Source organism: Pseudomonas glycinae (assembly GCF_001594225.2).
In the GTDB taxonomy this organism is placed as follows: domain Bacteria; phylum Pseudomonadota; class Gammaproteobacteria; order Pseudomonadales; family Pseudomonadaceae; genus Aquipseudomonas; species Aquipseudomonas glycinae.
The window spans coordinates 4,885,651-4,909,064 of record NZ_CP014205.2 but is presented as its reverse complement, the minus strand read 5'-3'; the positions used below and the strand labels follow the sequence as shown (position 1 = coordinate 4,909,064).

Annotated in this window: 21 protein-coding genes and 2 pseudogenes; 13 read left to right on the top strand and 10 right to left on the bottom strand. The window is 59.4% G+C overall.

Annotation, left to right across the window (positions count from 1 at the left end; genetic code table 11):
- Nucleotides 1–10: 10 nt before the first annotated feature.
- Both AWU82_RS22440 and moaA read right to left on the bottom strand, forming a co-directional pair.
- On the bottom strand, nt 11–910 hold the full coding sequence (locus tag AWU82_RS22440) for a bestrophin family protein (RefSeq protein WP_064380494.1): 900 nt from the start codon (nt 908–910) through the stop codon (nt 11–13).
- A gap of 29 nt (nt 911–939) precedes the next feature.
- Entirely contained in the window at nt 940–1,938 is a 999-nt protein-coding gene (gene moaA, locus AWU82_RS22435) for a GTP 3',8-cyclase MoaA (protein ID WP_064380492.1), read from the bottom strand.
- A 356-nt stretch (nt 1,939–2,294) separates the two neighbouring features.
- Between moaA and AWU82_RS22430 the strand changes: the two genes are divergently transcribed.
- The 4 genes from AWU82_RS22430 (at nt 2,295) to AWU82_RS22415 (ending at nt 7,317) form a co-directional block, all read left to right on the top strand.
- Nucleotides 2,295–4,619: an FdhF/YdeP family oxidoreductase gene (locus AWU82_RS22430; RefSeq protein ID WP_064380491.1), complete on the top strand. Its 2,325-nt coding sequence runs from the start codon at nt 2,295–2,297 to the stop codon at nt 4,617–4,619.
- Nucleotides 4,620–4,728: 109 nt separating this feature from the next.
- Nucleotides 4,729–6,144 carry a cytochrome ubiquinol oxidase subunit I gene (locus AWU82_RS22425; protein ID WP_064384067.1) on the top strand — a complete coding sequence of 472 codons (1,416 nt, stop codon included), beginning with the start codon at nt 4,729–4,731 and terminating at the stop codon, nt 6,142–6,144.
- Between the two features lie 17 nt (nt 6,145–6,161).
- Entirely contained in the window at nt 6,162–7,178 is a 1,017-nt protein-coding gene (gene cydB / locus AWU82_RS22420) for a cytochrome d ubiquinol oxidase subunit II (protein WP_064380489.1), read from the top strand.
- Entirely contained in the window at nt 7,165–7,317 is a 153-nt protein-coding gene (locus AWU82_RS22415) for a DUF2474 domain-containing protein (RefSeq protein WP_074688757.1), read from the top strand. Before cydB ends, AWU82_RS22415 begins: the two co-directional genes overlap by 14 nt.
- A gap of 79 nt (nt 7,318–7,396) precedes the next feature.
- On the opposite strand, the pseudogene AWU82_RS22410 reads toward AWU82_RS22415, so the two are convergent.
- Nucleotides 7,397–8,101: pseudogene (locus AWU82_RS22410) on the bottom strand (transposase); the annotation flags it as partial.
- Between the two features lie 308 nt (nt 8,102–8,409).
- Nucleotides 8,410–9,903: an aldehyde dehydrogenase gene (locus AWU82_RS22405; protein ID WP_064379859.1), complete on the bottom strand. Its 1,494-nt coding sequence runs from the start codon at nt 9,901–9,903 to the stop codon at nt 8,410–8,412.
- A gap of 235 nt (nt 9,904–10,138) precedes the next feature.
- Between AWU82_RS22405 and AWU82_RS22400 the strand changes: the two genes are divergently transcribed.
- Nucleotides 10,139–10,501, top strand: a complete 363-nt coding sequence (locus AWU82_RS22400) for a cupin domain-containing protein (protein WP_064379857.1) — start codon at nt 10,139–10,141, stop codon at nt 10,499–10,501.
- 206 nt (nt 10,502–10,707) lie between these two features.
- Here AWU82_RS22400 and rpmG read toward each other — a convergent pair whose 3' ends face one another.
- Both rpmG and rpmB read right to left on the bottom strand, forming a co-directional pair.
- Complete coding sequence (rpmG, locus tag AWU82_RS22395) at nt 10,708–10,863, bottom strand: 50S ribosomal protein L33 (protein WP_003177274.1); 156 nt, start codon at nt 10,861–10,863, stop codon at nt 10,708–10,710.
- An 11-nt stretch (nt 10,864–10,874) separates the two neighbouring features.
- Nucleotides 10,875–11,108: a 50S ribosomal protein L28 gene (gene rpmB / locus AWU82_RS22390; RefSeq protein ID WP_003177273.1), complete on the bottom strand. Its 234-nt coding sequence runs from the start codon at nt 11,106–11,108 to the stop codon at nt 10,875–10,877.
- A 446-nt stretch (nt 11,109–11,554) separates the two neighbouring features.
- Here rpmB and AWU82_RS22385 point away from each other — a divergent pair, with 446 nt between their 5' ends.
- Nucleotides 11,555–13,141, top strand: a complete 1,587-nt coding sequence (locus tag AWU82_RS22385; protein ID WP_064379855.1) for an ABC transporter substrate-binding protein — start codon at nt 11,555–11,557, stop codon at nt 13,139–13,141.
- A gap of 135 nt (nt 13,142–13,276) precedes the next feature.
- Here AWU82_RS22385 and radC read toward each other — a convergent pair whose 3' ends face one another.
- A complete protein-coding gene (gene radC / locus AWU82_RS22380; protein WP_039765208.1) occupies nt 13,277–13,951 on the bottom strand; it encodes a RadC family protein in 675 nt (224 codons plus the stop codon).
- 135 nt (nt 13,952–14,086) lie between these two features.
- Here radC and coaBC point away from each other — a divergent pair, with 135 nt between their 5' ends.
- From coaBC to AWU82_RS22350, 6 genes and pseudogenes are all read left to right on the top strand, one after another.
- On the top strand, nt 14,087–15,295 hold the full coding sequence (coaBC, locus tag AWU82_RS22375; protein ID WP_064379854.1) for a bifunctional phosphopantothenoylcysteine decarboxylase/phosphopantothenate--cysteine ligase CoaBC: 1,209 nt from the start codon (nt 14,087–14,089) through the stop codon (nt 15,293–15,295).
- A gap of 5 nt (nt 15,296–15,300) precedes the next feature.
- The gene (gene dut, locus AWU82_RS22370; RefSeq protein ID WP_011336556.1) at nt 15,301–15,756 is read left to right on the top strand and encodes a dUTP diphosphatase; all 456 of its coding nucleotides are present in this window, start codon (nt 15,301–15,303) and stop codon (nt 15,754–15,756) included.
- A 261-nt stretch (nt 15,757–16,017) separates the two neighbouring features.
- Nucleotides 16,018–17,394 (top strand): annotated as a pseudogene (locus AWU82_RS22365) (phosphomannomutase/phosphoglucomutase); the annotation flags it as partial.
- A gap of 24 nt (nt 17,395–17,418) precedes the next feature.
- The gene (gene argB / locus AWU82_RS22360; protein ID WP_007954443.1) at nt 17,419–18,324 is read left to right on the top strand and encodes an acetylglutamate kinase; all 906 of its coding nucleotides are present in this window, start codon (nt 17,419–17,421) and stop codon (nt 18,322–18,324) included.
- 254 nt (nt 18,325–18,578) lie between these two features.
- On the top strand, nt 18,579–19,637 hold the full coding sequence (locus AWU82_RS22355; protein WP_064379849.1) for a type IV toxin-antitoxin system AbiEi family antitoxin: 1,059 nt from the start codon (nt 18,579–18,581) through the stop codon (nt 19,635–19,637).
- Complete coding sequence (locus AWU82_RS22350) at nt 19,625–20,494, top strand: nucleotidyl transferase AbiEii/AbiGii toxin family protein (RefSeq protein WP_064379847.1); 870 nt, start codon at nt 19,625–19,627, stop codon at nt 20,492–20,494. The genes AWU82_RS22355 and AWU82_RS22350 overlap by 13 nt, the downstream gene beginning before the upstream one ends.
- 49 nt (nt 20,495–20,543) lie before the next feature.
- On the opposite strand, the gene pyrE is transcribed toward AWU82_RS22350, so the two are convergent.
- Nucleotides 20,544–21,188: an orotate phosphoribosyltransferase gene (pyrE, locus tag AWU82_RS22345; RefSeq protein WP_011336558.1), complete on the bottom strand. Its 645-nt coding sequence runs from the start codon at nt 21,186–21,188 to the stop codon at nt 20,544–20,546.
- A gap of 82 nt (nt 21,189–21,270) precedes the next feature.
- Here pyrE and crc point away from each other — a divergent pair, with 82 nt between their 5' ends.
- Nucleotides 21,271–22,050, top strand: a complete 780-nt coding sequence (gene crc / locus AWU82_RS22340; protein ID WP_007920349.1) for a catabolite repression control protein Crc — start codon at nt 21,271–21,273, stop codon at nt 22,048–22,050.
- A gap of 63 nt (nt 22,051–22,113) precedes the next feature.
- On the opposite strand, the gene AWU82_RS22335 is transcribed toward crc, so the two are convergent.
- Together AWU82_RS22335 and rph are read right to left on the bottom strand one after the other, a co-directional pair.
- A complete protein-coding gene (locus AWU82_RS22335; RefSeq protein ID WP_007954441.1) occupies nt 22,114–22,482 on the bottom strand; it encodes a DUF4870 domain-containing protein in 369 nt (122 codons plus the stop codon).
- 29 nt (nt 22,483–22,511) lie between these two features.
- The gene (gene rph / locus AWU82_RS22330) at nt 22,512–23,234 is read right to left on the bottom strand and encodes a ribonuclease PH (protein ID WP_064379846.1); all 723 of its coding nucleotides are present in this window, start codon (nt 23,232–23,234) and stop codon (nt 22,512–22,514) included.
- Nucleotides 23,235–23,414 lie beyond the last annotated feature (180 nt).

The following is a 23,414-nucleotide window of genomic DNA, read 5'->3' as shown; positions in this document are numbered from 1 at the left end:
AGGCAGTCGATTAACTGAGGACGTAGTCCACCGGTTTCAGCGCCGGCGGCAACGGCTCAGTCCCCAGCTCCGAGAGAATATCCCGCTCGATACCCCGCACCAGCGCATCGGTCGGCAAATCGTTTTCATCCCGGCCGAACGGGTCCTCCAGCTCATCGGCAATCGCATCCAGGCCGAAGAAGGTGTAGCTGACAATCGCCGTGAACAGCGGCGTCAGCCACCCCAGCGGTTCGGCCATGGCGAACGGCAGCAGGATGCAGAACAGGTAAATCGTGCGATGCAGCAGCAGGGTGTAGGGGAAGGGCAGCGGCGTGTTCTTGATCCGCTCGCACACCGCCTGCGCCTGGGTCAGGCTGGTCAGGTGATTGGCCAGCAGCATGTAGCGCCATTCACTGAGAACGCCCGCCTCATGCAGATCGGAGCATTGCTGACCCACCGTCTGCAGAATTCGCCCGCTGTAGTCCGGCACCTGCGCATCGTGTTGCGGGGTGATCCACTCGGCGCTGGCGGCGGCTTCGTCTTCCCGGCGCAGTCGCGCATTCAACGCATGAGCGAACCCACAAAGGTTAAGCAGCAATAACCGACGCTGGGCAGATTCGCGGATCACATGGGTCTCGCGAATCACCGAACGCACATGCACGATCACTTCGCCCCAGGCCTTGCGCGCTTCGTACCAGCGGTCGTAGCAGGCGTTGTTGCGAAAATTCATGAAGATCGACAGCGACAGGCCGAGCAGTGTGAACGGCGTGGCGTTGACCTTGGTGAAGTTGCTCGGGTGGAGCATTTCCACCAGCACGATGGCCGACGCCAGCAGCGTGACCATCAGGGCGCGCAGGGCGATGCGCTTGGCAATCGAGCCCTTGAGGGTGAAGAGAATGGCGAATTGATTGACCTTGGGTCGGATGATCATGCGGCTCTCTGCCTTGCAAACGTGGCGGATCAGCCGCCGGTCATGTTCATGAAACGCACCACTTGCACGTCGTCGTTCACTTCAAAGTTGTGCCGGTAAGGCTTGAGCTTCATCGCTTCGATGATGGCTTTCTCCAGCCGTTCCGGTTGGCCCGGATGAGCGCGCAGCACTGCCTTCAAGTCCACCGAATGCTCGTTCCCCAGACACAGTAGCAAACGCCCCTCGACGGTCAGCCGCACCCGGTTGCAGGTGCCGCAGAAGTTGTGGCTGTGGGGCGAGATGAACCCCAGCCGAATGTGCGGTGCCTCCGCCAGCCGCCAATACCGCGACGGGCCCTGGGTCGATTCGGCGGAGTCGATCAGGGTGTAGCGTTCGGCGATCTTTTCGCGCACCTGAGTGCTGGAAAAGAACGACTCGGCACGGCTGTGTTCGCTGATGATCCCCAGCGGCATTTCCTCGATGAAGGAAATATCCAGATCGCGCTCGATGGCGAACTGCACCAGATCGTTGATCTCGTGATCGTTGCGGCCCTGCATCACCACGCAGTTGAGTTTAGTGCGGGTAAATCCGGCGGCGCGCGCGGCGTCGATGCCGTCGATCACCTGGGTCAGGTCACCGGTGCGGGTCATCTGCTTGAAGCGCTCGGCATCAAGACTGTCGAGACTGACGTTGAGGCGTTTGACCCCGGCGTCGAACAGCGGACTGGCGAGTTTGCCGAGCTGCGAGCCGTTGGTGGTCAGGCACAGTTCGCGCAGGCCGGGCAGGGCGGCGATCTGCTTGCACAACCCGACGACGCCCGGGCGAATCAGCGGCTCACCACCGGTCAAGCGGATCTTGCGGGTGCCCAACGCAACGAAGCTCTGCGCCAGTTGATAGATCTCCTCCAGCGTCAGCACCCGTTGGCGCGGCAGAAACTGCATGTCTTCAGCCATGCAATACACGCAGCGAAAGTCGCAGCGGTCGGTGACCGACATGCGCAGATAGTCGACGCGGCGGTTGTAACCATCGATCAAGACGCGCTCTGACATGACAGCCTCGCTTGGGTGAAATCCGCTATTGAAGGGATTGGGTCGGCGCAGGTTATGAGCAACTTGAGACAGCGTCCAATCACTCTTAATGACCGGCCGATTGATGCTGTCGATGATGAAATAATTATTTGCTGTTTTTCCCTTCTTAGTTTTGCAAGTGCCCGTATTTAAAGGGTTTAAGTCCGTGATAGATGCTTTCGATAACGCAGTCATTAATAGCGATTAGACAAGTTTTTGCAGCGGTTCCTATCCTTGGCACCGTCAAACGAAACGACCGTTTTCTAACTTGAAAGTCAGTCGTCGCTGTTTAAACCCGATCAGGTTTTTGCCTGTGTGCATCGTCATGGAGAAGTCCCATGTCACAAGTCGACCGTTACAAACCCTACAAGGGCGCCGCTGCGGGTTGGGGCGCTGTCATCAGCCTCACCAAGAACTGGCTGGGCAGTGAGAACGCCCTGAAAAACATCCGCGCCATGCTCAAGACCAACCAGAACGGCGGCTTTGACTGCCCAGGTTGTGCCTGGGGTGAAGCACCCGGCGCGAGCATGCTGAAGTTCTGCGAGAACGGCGCCAAAGCGGTGAACTGGGAAGCCACCGGCCGCCTGGTCGATCCGGCGTTCTTCAACAAGTACACAGTCTCGACGCTGGCCGAGCAAAGCGATTACTGGCTCGAATACCAGGGCCGGATCACCCATCCGATGCGCTACGACGCGCGGGTCGACCGCTATGTGGAAACTACCTGGGACGATGCCTTCGCGCTGATCGCCAAACACCTCAAAGGCTTGAAATCGCCCCACGAGGCCGAGTTCTACACCTCGGGTCGTGCCAGCAACGAAGCGGCGTTTCTCTATCAGTTGTTCGTCCGCGCCTACGGCACCAACAACTTCCCGGACTGCTCGAACATGTGCCACGAAGCCAGCGCGGTGAGCATGGGCGAGAGCCTGGGCGTCGGCAAAGGCACGGTGGTCTATGAAGACCTGCACCACGCCGACGCGATTTTCGTGATCGGCCAGAACCCCGGCACCAACCACCCGCGCATGCTCGAACCGTTGCGTGAAGCGGTGAAGCGTGGCGCGCAGGTGGTGTGCATCAACCCGCTGAAAGAGCGTGGGCTGGAGCGATTCCAGAACCCGCAGAACCCGATCGAAATGCTCAGCAACGGCTGGGAAGCGACCAACACCGCGTATTTCCGTCCGGCCTTGGGCGGCGACATGGCGATGATTCGCGGCATGGCCAAGTTCCTGCTGGAGTGGGAGCGCGAAGCCCAGGCTACCGGCGGCGAACCGGTGTTCGATCACGCCTTCATTGCCGAGCACACGTCGGGTCTCGACAGTTATCTGGCCGAAATTGATGCCACGAGTTGGGAGCACATCGTCGAGCAGTCCGGTGTGCCGCTGCATGACATCGAACTGGCCGCACGCATGTATGCCCGGGCCAAGAGCGTGATCATGTGCTGGGCCATGGGCCTGACCCAACACGTGCACTCCGTGCCGACCCTGCAGGAAGTCATCAACCTGCAACTGCTGCGCGGCAATGTCGGCCGTCCGGGGGCCGGGCTGTCGCCGGTGCGCGGCCACAGTAACGTGCAGGGCGACCGCACCATGGGCATCAACGAACTGGCCCCGACCGAACTGATGGATGCCCTGGAAAAGCGCTTCAACTTCAAGGTGCCGCGGATGCACGGCCACAACACGGTCATGGCGATTGGTGCCATGGAACGTGGCGAAGCCAAGGTGTTTATCGGGCTCGGCGGCAACTTCGCTCAAGCTACGCCGGACACCCCGCGCACCCACGCCGCGATGCGCAAACTCGACCTGAGCGTGCACATCTCGACCAAACTCAACCGCAGCCATCTGGTGACCGGGCGTGATGCGCTGATCCTGCCGTGCCTGGGCCGTACCGACATCGACGTCCAGGCCGAAGGCCCGCAAGGCGTAACGGTGGAAGACACCTTCAGCATGGTGCACTTGTCGTTCGGCCAACTGAAGCCGAAGTCGGCGCATCTGAAATCCGAGCCGGCGATTATTGCCGGGATCGCCGCCGCCACGTTGGGCAAACACCCGATCGATTGGGAATGGGCGGTGGGCGACTACGGGCGTATCCGCAACCTGATCGCCGACGTGATTCCGGGCTTCGAGAACTTCAACGAGAAGCTGCTGATCCCCGGTGGTTTCCATCTCGGCAACAACGCTTCCGACCGGGTCTGGAAAACCGAGTCCGGCAAGGCCCAGTTCACTCCGTGCGTGCTGCCGGAGCACCTGATCAGCGAAGGCGTTCGCAACCTGCCGGTCAAACCGCATCTGATCCTGCAAACCATGCGTTCCCACGACCAGTACAACACCACGCTGTACGGCCTCGACGACCGTTATCGCGGGGTTTACGGCATGCGCGACGTGGTGTTCGCCAACGAACAGGACATCCGCCGACTGGGTTTCGAACCGGGGCAGAAGGTTGATCTGGTGGCGCTGTGGGGCGACGAGCGCGAGCGTCGGGTCAGCGGTTTCACTCTGATCGCCTACGACGTTCCAGCGGGGCAAGCCGCTGCGTACTACCCGGAGACCAATCCGCTGGTGCCGCTGGAAAGCTACGGTGACCGCACCTACACGCCGACCTCGAAATTCGTGGCGATCCGCCTCGAAGCCGCCGAGGCGAGCAACCTGATCCCGTCGTCGGTGGCGTAGCCGACCCACGCGATCCAACCCTTTTGCATTTTGACTGGCTGCAGGCGTTCGCGCCTGGCGGTGGCCCGGCCGTGTGCTGCCGCTTTTCAGCCTTGATGAGGACATCATCATGTTCAACCTGGAGGCACTGGACCTGGCGCGAATTCAATTCGCGTTCACGGTTTCGTTCCACATCATTTTCCCGGCGATCACCATTGGTCTCGCGAGTTTCCTGGCGGTGCTCGAAGGCCTGTGGCTGAAAACCCGTAACGACACTTACCGCGATCTCTACCATTTCTGGTCGAAGATCTTCGCCGTCAACTTCGGCATGGGCGTGGTGTCGGGGCTGGTCATGGCGTACCAGTTCGGCACTAACTGGAGCGGGTTTTCCGACTTCGCCGGCAGCGTCACCGGGCCGTTGCTGACCTATGAAGTGCTGACCGCGTTCTTCCTCGAAGCCGGTTTCCTCGGGGTGATGCTGTTCGGCTGGAACCGCGTGGGCCGTGGCTTGCATTTCTTCGCCACGGTGATGGTCGCCATCGGCACGCTGATCTCGACCTTCTGGATTCTCGCCTCCAACAGCTGGATGCAGACCCCGCAAGGCTTCGAAATTGTCGACGGTCGGGTAATGCCGGTCGACTGGCTGGCGATCGTGTTCAACCCGTCGTTCCCGTTCCGTCTGGCGCACATGGCGATTGCTGCGTTCGTCGCCACGGCGTTCTTCGTCGGCGCTTCGGCGGCCTGGCATTTGCTACGCGGCAACGACAGCAAACCAGTGCGCAAGATGTTCTCCATGGCGCTGTGGATGGCGCTGATCGTGGCGCCGATTCAAGCGGTGGTCGGTGACGCTCATGGCTTGAACACCCTGGAACACCAACCGGCGAAAATCGCCGCCATCGAGGGCCACTGGGAAAACGCCGACAACGGGCCGACCCCGCTGGTGCTGTTCGGCATTCCGGACATGCAGGCGGAGAAGACCAAATACGCGATCGAGATTCCGTACCTCGGCAGCCTGATCCTCACCCACAGCCTCGACAAGCAGATCCCGGCGCTCAAGAGCTTTCCGAAAGAAGACCGGCCGAACTCGACCGTGATTTTCTGGAGCTTCCGCGTGATGGCCGGGCTGGGCATGTTGATGATCCTCGTCGGCGTGCTGGGTCTGGCGTTGCGGCGCAACGGCAAGGTCTACCGGCATCGCGGCTTCCAGCGACTGGTGCTGCTGATGGGGCCGAGCGGACTGATTGCGCTGCTGGCCGGTTGGATCACCACCGAAGTCGGGCGTCAGCCGTGGGTGGTTTACGGCCTGATGCGCACCCATGACGCCGCGTCCCATCACTCGGTGGCGCAGATGAGCACCTCGCTGGCGCTGTTCGTCGTCATCTACTGCTCGGTGTTCACCGTGGGCATCGGCTACATGATGAAACTGGTGAGCAAGGGCCCGCAGCCGCACCACGAACACCCGCCCGAAGGCACTCAGCTGCAGACCCCGCGTCGGCCACTTTCGGCGGTTACCGACAACCTCGAATCCGCGACCCGGATCCACTGATAAAGGAGCGTTGAGTCATGGGTATTCAAGGTATCGATCTCTCGTTGATCTGGGGCGTGATCATTGCCTTCGGGGTGATGATGTACGTGATCATGGACGGTTTCGATCTGGGCCTCGGGATCCTGTTCCCGATGATCAGCGACGAGCAGGAACGCGATGTGATGATGAACACCGTCGCACCCGTCTGGGACGGCAACGAAACCTGGCTGGTGCTCGGCGGCGCGGCGTTGTACGGCGCGTTTCCGCTGGCTTACGGAGTGATTCTGGAGGCGTTGTATCTGCCGCTGATCTTCATGCTCGCGGGGCTGATTTTCCGCGGTGTGGCGTTCGAGTTTCGCTTCAAGGCGCCGGCGGAAAAACGTCACCTGTGGGACTGGGCGTTCATCGGCGGTTCGCTGCTGGCGACGTTCTCCCAGGGCGTGGTGATCGGCGCGTATGTGGCCGGGATTCCGGTGGTGGATCGGCAGTTTGCCGGTGGCGGTCTCGACTGGCTGGCGCCATTTCCGCTGGTTTGCGGCGTCGGTCTGGTGATTGCTTACGCCTTGCTCGGCAGTACCTGGCTGCTGGTCAAGACCGAAGGCATGCTCGAATCGCGGATGCGTCACTACAGCCGTCCACTGGCGTGGCTGTTGTTGGCGATGGTGGTGGTGATCGGCGCGTGGACGTTGCAACTGCACCCGGAACTGGCCACACGTTGGTTCAACCATGCGCATCTGATCGTGTTCGCCGGGCTGGTGGTGTTGGCGGTGCTGGCGCTGTTCGGGCTGTTGCGTTCGTTGCGTCAGCGGCACACCCACTGGCCGTTCGTGTTCACCCTGGTGCTGATGTTCCTCGGTTACATCGGGCTGGCGCTGAGCATCTGGCCGAACATCATCCCGCCGTCGGTCAGCCTGTGGGCGGCGGCTTCACCGGCCACCAGCCAGCTGTTCGCCTTGATCGGTGCGCTGTTCATCCTGCCGGTGATCCTGATGTACACCTTCTGGAGCTACTACGTGTTCCGCGGCAAAGTGAGGATCGGCGATGGCTACCATTGAAATGCGTGAAGTGAAAAGTCGCTGGTACAAGCGCCTGGGCTGGCTGTTGCTGATCTGGTCCGGCAGCGTGGTCTCGTTGGCGGTGGTGGCGAGTCTGTTGAAACTGGCGATGTATGCGGCGGGGATGAGAACCCACTGACCAAAAAAAACCGGAGCCTGATATGGGCTCCGGTTTTTTTCCAGAATTCCGAGTACATAGGCTGACCCTGTGGGAGATTCTATGTTGCAGGGGAACCCTGCAACCTTAAATTGGGTTGGTATTCGCTCTGATTTTTCATGAGGGCGAATGCCACCCGGCAAAGCTTACGGGCGAGGATGACCAAAGCCTGAGTTCTGGCTAGACCTCTTGCCAGATAGGATTCATAGAACGGTTTCCAAACAGGGGACCGACAAGCTGCCATAGCTGCATTGTGTGCAAGACGCCGTAATTCTCCGTCACCTTTTTTGCTCAAGTGGCGAGGACTGTGTTTCTTGCCTGAGTCCTTTGCCTTCAAATCCATTCCCAGAAAGGCGATGAACGCATCGGCGCTGGCGAACTCACCTCGCATATACGTAGTTGCCAAGCCCGTTGCCGTGAGTTCACCAATCCCTTCAATCGCTTTGCAGCGTCTGATGTTTTCGCTAATGCCGGCCTCTTGGCTGACTTTGCGGAGTAATTCCTGAATGGCCTGATCAAGCTGTTTGAAATGCTCCAACCCATGGGCCAAAAGATCTTCAAGGAGAGGTTCGTTTGACCAGCTCAGCATGATACTGACTCGGGCCTTCATCAGCTGCACACGCTTGTTTAGCAGACTTTTCAACACCGTGTAGTGCCGTGGTGGTGGGCTCCAGACCCGCAGCCGGTGCTGTTCACTGGTTAGATAACGCGCCAGAACGACCCGCGCGACGGCACCCAGCCTTGCCCGAAAGCCAAGGTGCATCCGTTCTTCGGCCTGTTCAGGCGCAATGACTGGATGGTCGCGCGCACGACCATGTACCGCTGGTTTGTTGCCCCGGTGCTCAACGCAAAATGGGCTTCGCTCTGTCGTATAACTTCGTATAATGTATGCTATACGAAGTTATTACGCCTATCCGGCTGTCAATGGTCTACACATACAAGCGAGCTTGCTCGCGATAACGGTTTCACATTCAGCAAATGTGCTGACTGATACACCGCTTTCGCGAGCAAGCTCGCTCCCACAGGGATCTTTGTATCGTTCGGGAGCCCGCCTCGGCAGGCTCCCTCAACGGTTTACAGCTTGATCCAGGTCGCCTTCAGCTCGGTGTATTTGTCGAACGCGTGCAGCGACTTGTCACGACCGTTGCCCGACTGCTTGAAGCCGCCGAACGGCGCGGTCATGTCACCGCCATCGTACTGGTTGACCCACACGCTGCCGGCCCGCAGGGCCTTGGCGGTCAGGTGCGCCTTGGAAATGTCCTGAGTCCACACCGCTGCCGCCAGGCCGTAAGGCGTGTCGTTGGCGATGTTGATCGCTTCCTCGGCGGTATCGAACGCGATGACCGACAGCACCGGGCCGAAGATTTCTTCCTGGGCAATCTTCATCGCATTGCTCACGCCGTCGAAAATCGTCGGCTCGACGTAGGTGCCACCGGTTTCCTGAAGGATGCGCTTGCCGCCGGCCACCAGTTTGGCGCCATCGGAGTGGCCCGACTCGATGTAGGACAACACGGTGTTCATCTGCTGGGTATCGACCAGCGCGCCAACGTTGGTGGCCGGATCCAGCGGGTTGCCCGGTTTCCAGGTTTTCAGCGCCTCGATCACCATCGGCAGGAATTTGTCCTTGATCGAACGCTCGACCAGCAGACGCGAACCTGCGGTGCAGACTTCGCCCTGGTTGAAGGCGATGGCGCTGGCGGCGGATTCGGCAGCGGCTTGCAGATCCGGCGCATCGGCAAACACGATGTTCGGGCTCTTGCCGCCGGCTTCCAGCCACACACGTTTCATGTTCGATTCACCGGAATAAATCATCAGCTGCTTGGCGATCTTGGTCGAACCGGTGAACACCAGGGTGTCGACATCGTTATGCAGAGCGAGCGCCTTGCCGACGGTGTGGCCGTAACCCGGCAGCACGTTCAGCACGCCTTTCGGAATGCCGGCCTCGACTGCCAGCTCGGCGATGCGGATGGCGGTCAGCGGGGATTTTTCCGATGGCTTGAGGATCACCGAGTTACCGGTCGACAGGGCCGGACCGAGTTTCCAGCAGGCCATCATCAGCGGGAAGTTCCACGGCACGATGGCGCCAACCACGCCCACTGGCTCGCGGGTCACCAGACCCAGTTGATCGTGCGGCGTAGCGGCGACTTCGTCGTAGATTTTGTCGATCGCCTCACCGCTCCAGCTCAGCGCTTGCGCAGCGCCCGGCACGTCGATGTACAGCGAATCGCTGATCGGCTTGCCCATGTCGAGGGTTTCGAGCAGGGCCAGTTCTTCGGCGTGCTGCTTGAGCAGGCCGGCGAAACGGATCATGGTGGCTTTGCGTTTGGTCGGCGCCAGGCGCGACCAGACGCCGGAGTTGAAGGTGGCGCGGGCGTTTTCCACGGCGCGCTGGGCGTCGGCGGCGTCACAGCTGGCAATCTTGCCCAGCAGACGGCCATCGACCGGGCTGATGCACTCGAAGGTCTCGCCGGAGACGGCATCGGTGTACTCGCCATTGAGGTAGGCGCGGCCTTCGATCTTCAGGTCGCGGGCGCGTTGTTCCCAGTCGGCACGAGTCAGGGTGGTCATTCGAGTGTCCTCCTCTTGTTCAATACGAGCGCCGCGATCGTCGCGGTCGTCCTCAGGAATACTGCCCGGCCAGCCTGCTTTTCGGCCCAAGGCATCCGCCACCCTAAACCAGCGGCCGGGGTTGTTTCAATATATTTGACATAAGCTCGCCATACGGCCTTGCGGCGTTCAATTTAATCAACATAGACTTTGGCCCTTTCACGCCATCGCGCCGTCATTACGGGAGAAAACAACAATGAACATCCAGCACGTCGTCGACATCAGCCTGACCACAACCGAAGCCGAACGCTATCGCCCGGACCCGGCCAAAGTGCTCAAGGGCGATCCCGAACAAGCGGTGTTCAATCAGTACGACAGTCCTTGCGGGCAAATGGGTGTCGGCGTGTGGGAAGGTGCGGTCGGGCAGTGGACGGTGAACTACACCGAACACGAATACTGCGAGATCCTGCAAGGCGTATCGGTGCTGCGCGACAGCGAAGGCAATGCCAAGACCCTGCGCGTCGGTGATCGCTTCGTGATTCCGGCCGGTTTCCGTGGCACCTGGGAAGTGCTGGAAGCCTGCCGCAAGGTCTATGTGATCTTCGAACAGAAGGCTTGAGGTTTTCGTTGACTGATCTGGCCCCAATCGCTGGCAAGCCAGCTCCCACAATTTCGGCGGTGTGCACAAATCTTGTGAACGCCAATTACCCCTGTGGGAGCTGACTTGCCAGCGATGAGGCCCGCACAGGCACCACAAAATCCTGGGCAACAAAAAAGGCCCGTATCGTGAGATACGGGCCTTTTTCGTAAGTCAGGAAAAATCAATTACTTGATTTTGCCTTCCTTGTAGATCACGTGCTTGCGAACAACCGGATCATATTTCTTGATCTCGATTTTGTCCGGGGTAGTACGCTTGTTCTTGTCGGTAGTGTAGAAGTGACCAGTACCGGCGCTCGAGATCAAACGAATCAATTCACGCATGATTAGCTCCCTTAAACCTTGCCGTCGCGACGCAGCTCGGCCAGCACAACGCTGATGCCACGCTTGTCGATGATACGCATGCCTTTGGCGGAAACGCGCAGGCGTACGAAACGTTTCTCTTCTTCAACCCAGAAGCGGTGATGCTGCAGGTTCGGCAGGAAACGACGACGGGTTTTGTTGTTTGCGTGGGAAATGTTGTTCCCAGTCACCGGACCCTTACCGGTAACTTGACATACTCTAGACATGCCTCAGCCCTCTAAAACCACATGCCCAACCCGGCATGGGTTGGCCGCTTAATCTCTAGTCATTGTGGCGCCAGGCGCCGCGATTCTTTAGAGGTCTTACCGGCTACACCTACAAGCGAAGGAACCGGGCCCCTAGAAAAGAGCGCTGCTTTATACCAGAAAGACCACGGAGCAACAACTTTCCGTGCGCAAAGAATGGCTAAAAAGCCGCTTTTCCCGGCCGCAAGCGCCTTGGACAAAGGCTGCCGGCAATTTTTACCATTCGTCGAAGAAAACCGATCATACCCGCTATCGCGACTTTTCCTGCCGTCACTTGCGACAAATCCTCCGCCGCGCAGCCCCGAAAATGCAAAAAGGGGATAGTCATTTGCAATCGCGACCACTAGGGTAGGACTTTTCCAGACTGCACTTGCAGATGGGCCTTCGATCTGTAAAGGAAGCCGACCATGCGCCTCGCTGCCCTCCCCCTGCTCTTCGCCCCGCTGTTACTGAGTCCACTGGCCCAGGCCGCCGCCCTGAGCGTCTGCACCGAGGCCAGCCCCGAGGGCTTCGACGTGGTGCAGTACAACTCGCTGACCACCACCAACGCCTCGGCTGACGTGCTGATGAATCGTCTGGTGGATTTCGACACCGCCAGCGGCAAGGTCGTCCCAAGCCTGGCCGACAGCTGGGAAGTCAGCACCGATGGCCTGACCTACGTGTTCAAGTTGCATCCGCAGGTGAAGTTCCACACCACCGACTACTTCAAACCGACCCGCGAACTGACCGCCGAAGACGTCAAATTCAGTTTCGATCGCATGCTCGACCCGGCCAACCCGTGGCACAAGGTCGCCCAGAGCGGCTTCCCCCACGCCCAGTCGATGCAGTTGCCGAGCCTGATCAAGAAGATCGACGCACTGGATCCGCTGACCGTGCGCTTCACTCTCGATCATCCGGACTCGACGTTCCTCGCGACCCTGAGCATGGGCTTCGCCTCCATTTATTCTGCTGAATACGCCGACAAGCTGCTGAAGGCTGGCGCGACCGACAAACTCAACAGCCAACCGATCGGCACCGGACCGTTCGTCTTCACCCGATTCCAGAAAGACGCCTCGATCCGCTACAAGGCCAACCCGGACTACTTCCGCGGCAAACCGGCAGTGGACCCGCTGATCTTCGCCATCACTCCGGACGCCAACGTGCGTCTGCAAAAGTTGCGGCGCAACGAGTGCCAGATCGCCCTGTCGCCAAAACCATTGGACGTACAGGCCGCGAAGCAGGAGCCGACGCTGAAAGTCGAAAAGACTGACGCGTTCATGACCGCCTTCGTCGGCATCAACAGCCAGCATCCGCCGCTGGACAAACCGGAAGTGCGCCAGGCGATCAACCTCGCCTTCGACAAGGCCAACTACCTCAAGGCTGTATTCGAAGACACCGCCGAAGCCGCCAACGGTCCGTATCCGCCGAATACCTGGAGCTACGCGAAAAACCTGCCGGGTTACGCCCACGACGTGGACAAGGCCAAGGCACTGCTCGCCAAGGCCGGATTGAAGGACGGTTTCCAGACCACCATCTGGACGCGTCCGTCCGGCAGCCTGCTCAACCCGAATCCGAGCCTCGGCGCACAACTGCTGCAATCGGATCTGGCGGAAATCGGCATTCAGGCAGAAATCCGCGTGATCGAATGGGGCGAGCTGATCCGCCGCTCCAAGGCTGGCGAACATGACCTGCTGTTCATGGGCTGGGCCGGCGACAACGGTGATCCGGACAACTTCCTCACCCCGCAGTTTTCCTGCGCGGCGGTGAAGTCCGGCACCAACTTCGCCCGCTATTGCAATGCCGACCTGGACAAACTGATCAGCGCCGGCAAGACCACCAGCGAGCAAGGTGTGCGCACCAAGCTCTACGAACAGGCACAGGCGCAGATCCAGCAGCAGGCGCTGTGGCTGCCGCTGGCACATCCGACGGCGTATGCGCTGACGCGTAAAGACGTGCAGGGTTACTCGGTGAGCCCGTTCGGGCGGCAGGACTACTCCAAGGTCACCCTTAAATAACCCGCCACAACACAGAACCTTTGTGGGAGCGGGCTTGCCCGCGAATGCGGTGGATCAGCCAACACAGTTGTCGACTGACACTCCGATTTCGCGGGCAAGCCCGCTCCCACAGGGGCTAGCGTTTGTTCTTGAAAGCTACATCCAGCCACATTCCGCCATCGACAACGGCTCACCATCGCCCACGATGAAGTGATCGAGCACCCGCACATCGATCAACTCCAAAGCCTTTTGCAAGCGCTTGGTCAATAATCGATCAGCCTGACTCGGATCGCTGTTTCCCGACGGATGGTTGTGGCACAGGATCACCGCCGCCGCGTTGTTGGCCAGGGAACGCTTCACGACTTCCCGGGGATGCACGGCGGTGTTGTCGATCGAGCCGCGAAACAGCGTTTCAAAGGTCAACACTTGATGTTTGGAGTCCAGAAACAGGCAGCCGAAAACCTCGTGCGGCTCGTGGCGCAACATGGCTTTGAGATAATCACGGACCACTTGTGGATTTTCCAGCGCCGTTTTCTGCCGCATGCGCTCGGCCAAATGTCGCCGCCCCATCTCCAGTACAGCCTGCAGTTGGGCAAACTTCGCCGGCCCCAGGCCTAATTGCTCGCTGAACGCCCCAAGATCAGCCTCCAGCAACGCACGGAGACTACCGAACTGATTCAACAAGTGTCGCGCCAGATCCACCGCGCTTTTGCCGGATACCCCGGTTCGCAGAAAAATCGCCAGCAATTCGGCATCGGAAAGACTTCCCGAGCCCTGTTCCAACAGCTTCTCCCGCGGCCTTTCCGCCGCCGGCCAATCGCGAATACTCATACACATTCCTTGTCTGTGGGCGCCGCTGTTCCGTAGCGGTCGCTGTGATATCGTAGCCCATCTTTTTTGCGGGCGAATTCACCCTGGGGAGGGGGTTTCGCCACGTATGTCACCAACGAAATGAAAGGCAGACCTATGCAGCGGCTGTATCGGAAACGCATCGTTCTGGGCGTCGGCGGCGGCATTGCTGCCTACAAGAGCGCCGACCTCGTGCGCCGCCTGATCGATCAGGGCGCCGAAGTGCGCGTGGTCATGACCCGCGGCGGCAGCGAATTCATCACCCCGCTGACCATGCAGGCGCTGTCCGGCCACCCGGTTCACCTGGACTTGCTCGACCCGGCTGCCGAAGCGGCGATGGGCCACATCGAACTGGCCAAATGGGCCGATCTGGTGCTGATCGCTCCGGCCACCGCCGACCTGCTCGCTCGCCTGGCCCAAGGCATCGCCAATGATTTGCTAACGACATTGGTGCTGGCCACCGACGCCATCGTCGCAGTCGCCCCGGCCATGAACCAGGCCATGTGGCGCGATCCGGCGACCCAGGCCAACCTGCAACTCCTTGAAAGTCGCGGCCTGAAGACCTTCGGCCCGGCCTCGGGCAGCCAGGCCTGCGGCGACGTCGGCATGGGCCGCATGATGGAAGCCACCGATCTGGCCCAGCTTGCGGCGGACTGCTTCCAGCGTCAGGCATTGACCGGCAAACACGTAGTGATCACCGCCGGCCCGACCCAGGAAAACATCGACCCGGTGCGCTACATCACCAACCACAGCTCCGGCAAAATGGGCTTCGCCCTGGCGGAAGCGGCGGTGGAAGCCGGCGCCCGCGTGACCCTGATCAGCGGCCCGGTGCATTTGCCGACGCCGGATCGCGTCACCCGGATCGACGTGGTCAGCGCCCGCGACATGCTCGCCGCGTGTGAAGCCGCGATCCCTTGCGACATCTTTATCGCCTCGGCGGCGGTTGCGGACTACCGTCCGGAAGTCGTCGCCCCGCAAAAATTGAAGAAAGACCCTACGAGCGGCGACGGCTTCGTCCTGCAAATGGTGCGCAACCCGGACATCCTGGCCACCATCGCGACCCGTCCCGACCGTCCGTTCAGTGTCGGCTTCGCCGCCGAGACCGAACACCTGCTCGACTACGCTGCGCGCAAGCTGAAGGACAAGAATCTCGATCTGATCGTCGCCAACGACGTCGCCAACCCGAGCATCGGTTTCAACAGCGAAGAAAACGCCTGCAGCGTCATCGACCGTGCGCTGCACGCCACGGTTTTCGCCCAGACCAGCAAGGGCAAAATCGCTCGCCAACTGGTCACTTTTATCGCCGAACGTCTGAACCAGGTTTAATTTACATGCACGCTTTGCAAGCCAAGATCCTCGACCCACGCATCGGTACCGAATTCCCGCTGCCGCAATACGCCACACCGGGCTCCGCCGGTCTCGACCTGCGCGCCATGCTGCAAGAGGACATCGTGATCAAGCCGGGTGAAACGGTGCTGATTCCTACCGGTCTGTCGGTCTATATCGGCGACCCGAACCTCGCCGCGCTGATCCTGCCGCGCTCGGGCATGGGCCATAAGCACGGGATCGTGCTGGGCAACCTCGTCGGCCTGATCGACTCCGACTACCAGGGCCCGCTGATGGTGTCCTGCTGGAACCGTGGCCAGACCGAATTCACCATGCCGGTCGGCGAGCGCCTGGCTCAACTGGTACTGGTACCCGTGGTGCAGGCGCACTTCGAAATGGTTGAAGAGTTCGTCGAGACCGAGCGCGGCACGGGTGGTTTCGGCCATTCCGGCACCAAGTGATCGGCTGAAAACCCGTCGTGGCGAGGAGGCATCCCCCGCCACGAACTTCAAAATGTCATCTGCAAGGTTTAGCGCTGAAAATCAACGCATTGGCAGGCCAACACCACGCCGGACAAGGCGTCATGGCCCTTTCACACCACGAACTCTCTGTGAAAACCGCCGTCATACCCTTCAGTTTGAGCTTGCCGTCGAATAATCGTCGGTGTGTCCAGCCACTTTCGAGATGGAGCATTTTTGCAGATGAGCACCCCCGCCCAAGTCGCCCCGAAGCTTCCTGACAGCATCTTCCGCGCCTACGACATTCGCGGCACCGTGCCGGAATTCCTCAATGCCGAAACCGCCTACTGGATCGGCCGCGCCATCGGCTCCCAAAGCCTGGCCCAAGGCGAACCGAACGTGTCCGTCGGTCGTGACGGCCGCCTGTCCGGTCCGGAACTGGTTGCCGAACTGATCCGCGGCATCGCCGAGAGCGGCTGCCATGTCAGCGACGTTGGCCTGGTGCCGACGCCTGCGCTGTACTACGCCGCCAACGTGCTGGCCGGCAAATCCGGTGTGATGCTCACCGGCAGCCACAACCCGTCGAACTACAACGGCTTCAAGATCGTGATCGCCGGCGACACCCTCGCCAACGAACAGATCCAGGCCCTGCACGAGCGCCTCAAGACCGGCAACCTGAGCAGCGGCACCGGCAGCGTGACCCAGGTCGAGATCCTTGACCGCTACAACACCGAAATCGTCCAGGACATCAAACTGGCCCGGCGCCTGAAAGTCGTGGTCGACTGTGGCAACGGCGCGGCCGGCGTAATCGCCCCACAACTGATCGAGGCGCTGAACTGCGAAGTCATCCCTCTGTACTGCGAAGTCGACGGTAATTTCCCGAACCATCACCCGGATCCGGGCAAGCCTGAGAACCTCGTCGACCTGATCGCCAAGGTCAAGGAAACCAACGCCGACATCGGCCTGGCCTTCGACGGCGACGGCGACCGCGTCGGCGTGGTGACCAACACTGGCACCATCGTGTTCCCGGATCGCCTGCTGATGCTGTTCGCCCGTGACGTGGTGGCGCGCAACCCGGACGCGGAGATCATCTTCGACGTCAAATGCACCCGCCGCCTGATCCCGCTGATCAAGGAATATGGCGGTCGGCCGCTAATGTGGAAGACCGGTCACTCGTTGATCAAAAAGAAAATGAAACAGTCCGGCGCACTGCTGGCCGGTGAAATGAGCGGGCACATTTTCTTCAAGGAGCGCTGGTTCGGTTTCGACGACGGCATTTACAGCGCCGCACGGCTGCTGGAAATCCTCAGCAAGGAAAAATCTTCGGCCGAAGAGCTGTTCGCGACCTTCCCGAACGATATTTCCACGCCGGAAATCAATATCCATGTGACCGAAGAGAGCAAATTCAGCATCATTGATGCACTGCACGATGCACAGTGGGGCCCAGGCGCCGACCTGACTACCATTGACGGCGTGCGGGTCGACTACGCCAAAGGCTGGGGCCTGGTGCGCGCGTCCAACACCACACCGGTGCTGGTGCTGCGTTTCGAGGCCGATGACGAGGCGGAACTGCAGCGCATCAAGGCTGTGTTCCATGCCCAACTGAAACGCGTTGCACCTGATCTCCAACTACCGTTCTGATTGCTGATTCACCCGGAGCCCTGAATGACCCTCGAACGCGATGCCGCCGCCAACACTGCCAAGGTCCTGTCCGAAGCGCTGCCTTATATCCGCCGATACGTCGGCAAGACCCTGGTGATCAAATACGGCGGCAACGCGATGGAAAGCGAGGAGCTGAAAACCGGCTTCGCCCGCGACATCGTGCTGATGAAGGCCGTGGGCATCAACCCGGTGGTCGTGCACGGCGGTGGCCCGCAGATCGGCGATCTGCTCAAGCGCCTGTCGATCGAAAGCCATTTCGTCGACGGCATGCGCGTCACCGACGCCGCGACCATGGACGTGGTGGAAATGGTCCTCGGCGGCCAGGTCAACAAAAGCATCGTCAACCTGATCAACCGTCACGGCGGCAGCGCCATTGGCCTGACCGGTAAAGATGCCGGGCTGATTCGTGCGAAAAAGCTCACCGTCACCCGCCAGACCCCGGAGATGACCCAGCCGGAAATCATCGACATCGGTCATGTGGGCGAAGTGGTCGGGATCAACACCGAACTGCTGAATCTGCTGGTCAAAGGCAACTTCATCCCGGTGATCGCGCCGATCGGTGTGGGTGAAAACGGCGAGTCGTACAACATCAACGCTGACCTGGTGGCCGGCAAGGTCGCCGAAGCGCTGAAAGCCGAGAAGCTGATGCTGCTGACCAACATCGCCGGCCTGATGGACAAGTCGGGCACCGTGCTGACCGGCCTGAGCACCCAGCAGGTCGACGACCTGATCGCCGACGGCACTATCTATGGCGGCATGCTGCCGAAGATCCGCTGTGCGCTGGAAGCGGTTCAGGGCGGTGTGGGCAGCTCGCTGATCATCGACGGCCGCGTACCGAACGCGATCCTGCTGGAAATCTTCACCGACACCGGTGTGGGTACGCTGATCAGCAATCGCAAGCGTCCGTAATAACCGAAAACGAAAAGATCGCAGCCTTTAGCAGCTCCTACGAGGATTCCGAATGTAAAGGAGAATCCCGCAGGAGATTCTGAAGCCTGCGGTTTTTTTATAGCCGTACGGCAGCCGCGCCGGTACGCTTCTTTACGCGATTTCATTACTTTTCTATCTTTCAGCATCTGATGAAATTATCAAATTGAGTGAAAAATGTAGTTTTTTTTCATCAGAATGATTATTTTCAGCATTCGTTGAAAAGGAGCTGTTTGATGAAAGAGCTCGAAAAAAATTCAAAAGACGCGCTTCACGGCCTTATTGCAAAAATTCCGATTCTTGAAGTTAAAAGCCTTAAATCGACTGAGCACTCCGAAGCCTGGGAGCCTGACTTCGTTGTCGAAATCATCACATCCGGGAAGTCGTACACGCTGGTCTGCGAAGCAAAGGCGAGTGGACAACCCAGATTTGTAAACTCCGCCATCCTGCAACTTCGTGACTACATCAACACGCGGGAGATCGATGCCACACCCATCCTGATAGCCCCTTATCTTTCCCCGGCAGCCCGACAAGCCTGTCGAGAAAAAGACGTTGGGTATCTGGATCTGGAAGGAAACGCCTGGATTTCGTTCGCGGGTGTTTTCATTGATCATCAAGTCGCTGAAAAGCCCCCGTCTGAACATAGAGAGCTGAAGTCTCTGTTCAAACCAAAATCGGCGCAGATTATTCGCAGGATGCTTCGAGAGCCAGCTCATGAATGGCGAGTAATAGAGCTTTCTCAAGCTTCCGGCGTCAGCCTTGGTCAAGTCAGCAACGTCCGCACCGCTCTGCTCAACCGAGAATGGGCAGAAGCGACAAACAATGGATTTCTCTTGCGCGATCCTCAGACCGTTCTGGATGCCTGGATTGAGGCCTATGAACCGCCACCAGGAGTGCGCAAGACGTTCTACACCCCATTACATGGCAGCGCCCTGGAAAGCGCGGCTCGAAATGCTATCAGCCAACATAACGACGCAACTGTGCTCTTTTCCTCGTTTTCTGCCGCACAGTGGTTAGCCCCTTACGCGCGCGTCAGCACCCATCACTTCTACGCAGACGAAAAAGGAGTAGACGTGTTGATCAAGGCGTTAAAGCTCGCTCCCGCGTCCAAGGGTGAAAATGTCGTGATCACTCTTCCCAAGGACGAAGGGATTTTGCTGGACACCGTCGAAGCAGCACCTGGTGTCATTTGCACCAGTCCTGTTCAGACCTATCTGGATTTATCTGTTTCAGGAGAACGCGGCAAGGAAGCTGCCGAGCATCTACGACAGGAGCAATTGACATGGCCCCGTTAGTGCCTCAAGAACCTCAAAATGCCTCGGAATATGACGACAGAACAACGACCGCAGTGAAAGCTGTACTCGTTGAAATGGGACAAATTCTTGGTAGCTTCAGAGGCAAGTTCACAGTGATAGGCGGTGCGGTGCCATGGTTACTGCTTGCAAATGATGACATGCAACATGTCGGGACTCTGGACGTCGACTTGAGCCTGGATCCGCAGGCACTGGGTGACGGCGAGTACGCAACCTTGATCGAGGCCTTGATGGGCAACGGCTATGAACAAAGAGGCGACTTACGACGCTTCCAACTCGTTCGTCAGGTGCCCGCCGAAGACGGGGGAGCCCCGATAGATGTGATCGTGGATTTTTTGATGCCACGCGACGCCGAAATCATCAAAAACAGGCCACCCATTCTCAGCGACTTTGCAGTACAACGCGCTGACGGCGCCGACCTGGCCATCCGTTTCTACCAGATGGTAGCAATCGAAGGACCTATGCCCACAGGCGGTAAAAATCGTGTAGAAGTTGCCGTATGTTCCATACCAGCACTTCTTGCGATGAAGGGTTACGCCTTGAATGGGAGACACAAACAGAAAGACGCCTACGACATCTACTACTGCGTCCGCAATTATCCCGGAGGCACAGAATCACTTGCTGATGAGTGCCGGTCAGTGTTGGAAACAGGAAGTGGCGAACAAGGCTTTATATACATCAGCCAGAAGTTCGACGTCATTGACGGGTACGGCCCAACGTCAGTTAGACGCTTTGTTGAAGACAGCCAAATCCTTGAAGATCGAACACCGGATCAGTGGCAGCAGGATGCCTTCGGACAGGTGGATGCTTTGCTACGCGCCTTGCGACTGCGGGACTAAAGCTACAAAAAAAGAAAGGCCCTGATTCTCAGGGCCTTTCTTTTATCTATCAGACGCCGAACTGGGCGCGATAGGCTTCAACGGCTGGCAGGTGCTGCTTGAGTTGCGGGTCGTCTGCCAGGAATTCCAGTACCTGGTTCAGCGATACGATGCTGATGACCGGGATGCCGAAATCACGCTCGACTTCCTGGATTGCCGACAGCTCGCCGTTGCCGCGCTCCTGACGGTTCAGGGCGATCAGCACGCCGGCGGCCTTGGCGCCGTCCTGGGAAGCGATGATCTGCATCACTTCACGGATCGCGGTGCCAGCGGTGATCACGTCGTCGATGATCAGCACGTCGCCGGTCAGCGGTGCGCCGACCAGGCTGCCACCTTCGCCGTGGGCCTTGGCTTCCTTGCGGTTGAAGCACCATGGCAGGTCACGGTTGTGGTGTTCGGCCAGCGCCACGGCAGTGGTTGCCGCCAACGGGATGCCTTTGTAGGCCGGGCCGAACAGCACGTCGAACGGAATGCCGCTCTCGGCGATGGCCGCAGCGTAGAAACGACCCAGCTGCGCCAGCGCGGAACCCGAGTTGAACAGGCCGGCATTGAAGAAGTAAGGACTGGTACGCCCGGACTTCAGGGTGAACTCACCGAAGCGCAAAACGCCGCGATCGATGGCAAAACGAATGAAATCGCGCTGATACGCTTGCATGAAAAAAACCCCAAATACCACGGATTTAGCTAATTAGCTTGACGCCGTGTATCATACACGCACGCGATTTTTGGGGCCATTTATGCGGATCATCAGTGTGAACGTCAATGGTATTCAGGCTGCAGTCGAGCGCGGTTTGCTCAGTTGGCTGCAGGCACAGAATGCCGACGTCATCTGCCTGCAGGACACCCGTGCCTCCGCCTTTGAACTGGATGACCCAGCCTTCCAACTGGACGGCTACTTCCTTTATGCCTGCGATGCTGAAGTCCCTGCCCAAGGCGGCGTGGCTTTGTATTCGCGGTTGCAACCGAAGGCTGTCATCAGCGGTCTCGGTTTCGAGACGGCCGACCGCTACGGGCGCTACCTGCAAGCAGATTTCGACAAAGTCAGTATTGCCACCTTGCTGCTTCCTTCGGGGATGAACGGCGATGAGGACTTGAACCAGAAGTTCAAGCTCATGGACGACTTCGGCAAGTACCTGGACAAACAGCGGCGCAAACGTCGCGAGTACATTTATTGTGGCTCGCTGTACGTCGCGCAGCAGAAGCTCGACATCAAGAACTGGCGCGACAGCCAGCAATCCCCGGGTTTCCTGGCGCCGGAACGCGCCTGGATGGACGAGATTGTCGGCAACATGGGCTACGTAGATGCCCTGCGCGAAGTCAGCCGCGAAGGCGACCAGTACAGCTGGTGGCCGGACAACGAACAGGCCGAGATGTTGAATCTGGGCTGGCGCTTCGATTACCAGATCCTGACCCCTGGCCTGCGGCGCTTCGTGCGCAGCGCACGCCTGCCGCGTCAGCCACGGTTCTCGCAGCATGCGCCGCTGATCGTCGACTACGACTGGACGCTGACCATCTAAGCAGCCTTTCGCAGACACAAAAAAACCGACATCACTGTCGGTTTTTTTGTGGGCGATCGTTCGTTATTTGATCAACCGCCAGGTGAACGGATAACGGTACGGGAAACCTTCGTTGGCTTTCACCCCACCGATAATCGTCAACACCAGCGCCGCGATGGCCAGCAGGCCAAACAGCACGAACCCGATAAGCAACAGCATCAGCACGAAGCAGATCATCGAAGCGATCGCCACGGTGATCTGAAAATTCAGCGCTTCCTTGCCCTGGGCGTCGATGAACGGATCGGTCTCGCGCTTCATCTGCCACAGAACCAGCGGCCCGATCAGCGTGCCGAACGGAATCCAGATCCCCAGCAAGGCGGACAAGTGACAAAACATGGCCCATTGGCGAACCTCCTGGCTCGGTTTGGGCAGCAACTCTTGCTCATCACTCATTGCGTCCTCCTTGCGGGTTACGAACCTGCTCAGTCGGCCAGTGCAGCCTTTTGCAGTTCGAAGATTTCGTTCATGCCTTTCTTCGCCAGTTCCAGCATCGCGTTCAGCTCTTCAGGCTGGAACGGGGCGCCTTCGGCAGTACCCTGCACTTCGATGAAACCGCCGGTGCTGGTCATCACCACGTTGAGGTCGGTCTCGGCGGCGGAATCTTCAAGATAGTCCAGATCCAGCACCGGCTCGCCCTGGTACATGCCCACGGAAATAGCGCCGATCATTTGCTTGAGCGGGTCGCCGCCCTTCAGGCCGCCACGCTTCTTGATCACTTTAAGTGCATCGACCAGCGCAACCATGGCGCCGGTGATCGACGCGGTGCGGGTACCGCCGTCAGCCTGGATCACGTCGCAGTCGACGTAAAGGGTGACGTCGCCCAGCTTGGACATGTCCAGCGCGGCGCGCAGGGAACGACCGATCAGGCGCTGGATTTCCAGGGTACGGCCGCCCTGCTTGCCGCGGCTCGCTTCGCGCTGGTTACGCTCGCCGGTGGCGCGCGGCAACATGCCGTATTCGGCGGTCAGCCAACCCTGGCCCTGCCCTTTGAGGAAACGCGGCACGCCGTTCTCGACGCTGACGGTGCAGATGACTTTGGTATCACCGAATTCGACCAGTACCGATCCCTCGGCGTGTTTGGTGTAGTTGCGGGTAATGCGGATCGAGCGGAGCTGATCGGCAGCGCGACCACTTGGACGTTTCATAGGAGATACCTGTACTGGGGACGGAAAACTGCGGAGCATTATAGAGCTGTGCACCGCGCCTGGGCACTCGTTAAAAAATCCGGCCGACGACCGAAGGCCCTGAAACGCGCTTTGCCGACGGCCTGCAGCCCTTTGTCACACCGTGTGTTTGGGCGCATCCGCCGCACTGCGCTACAATCC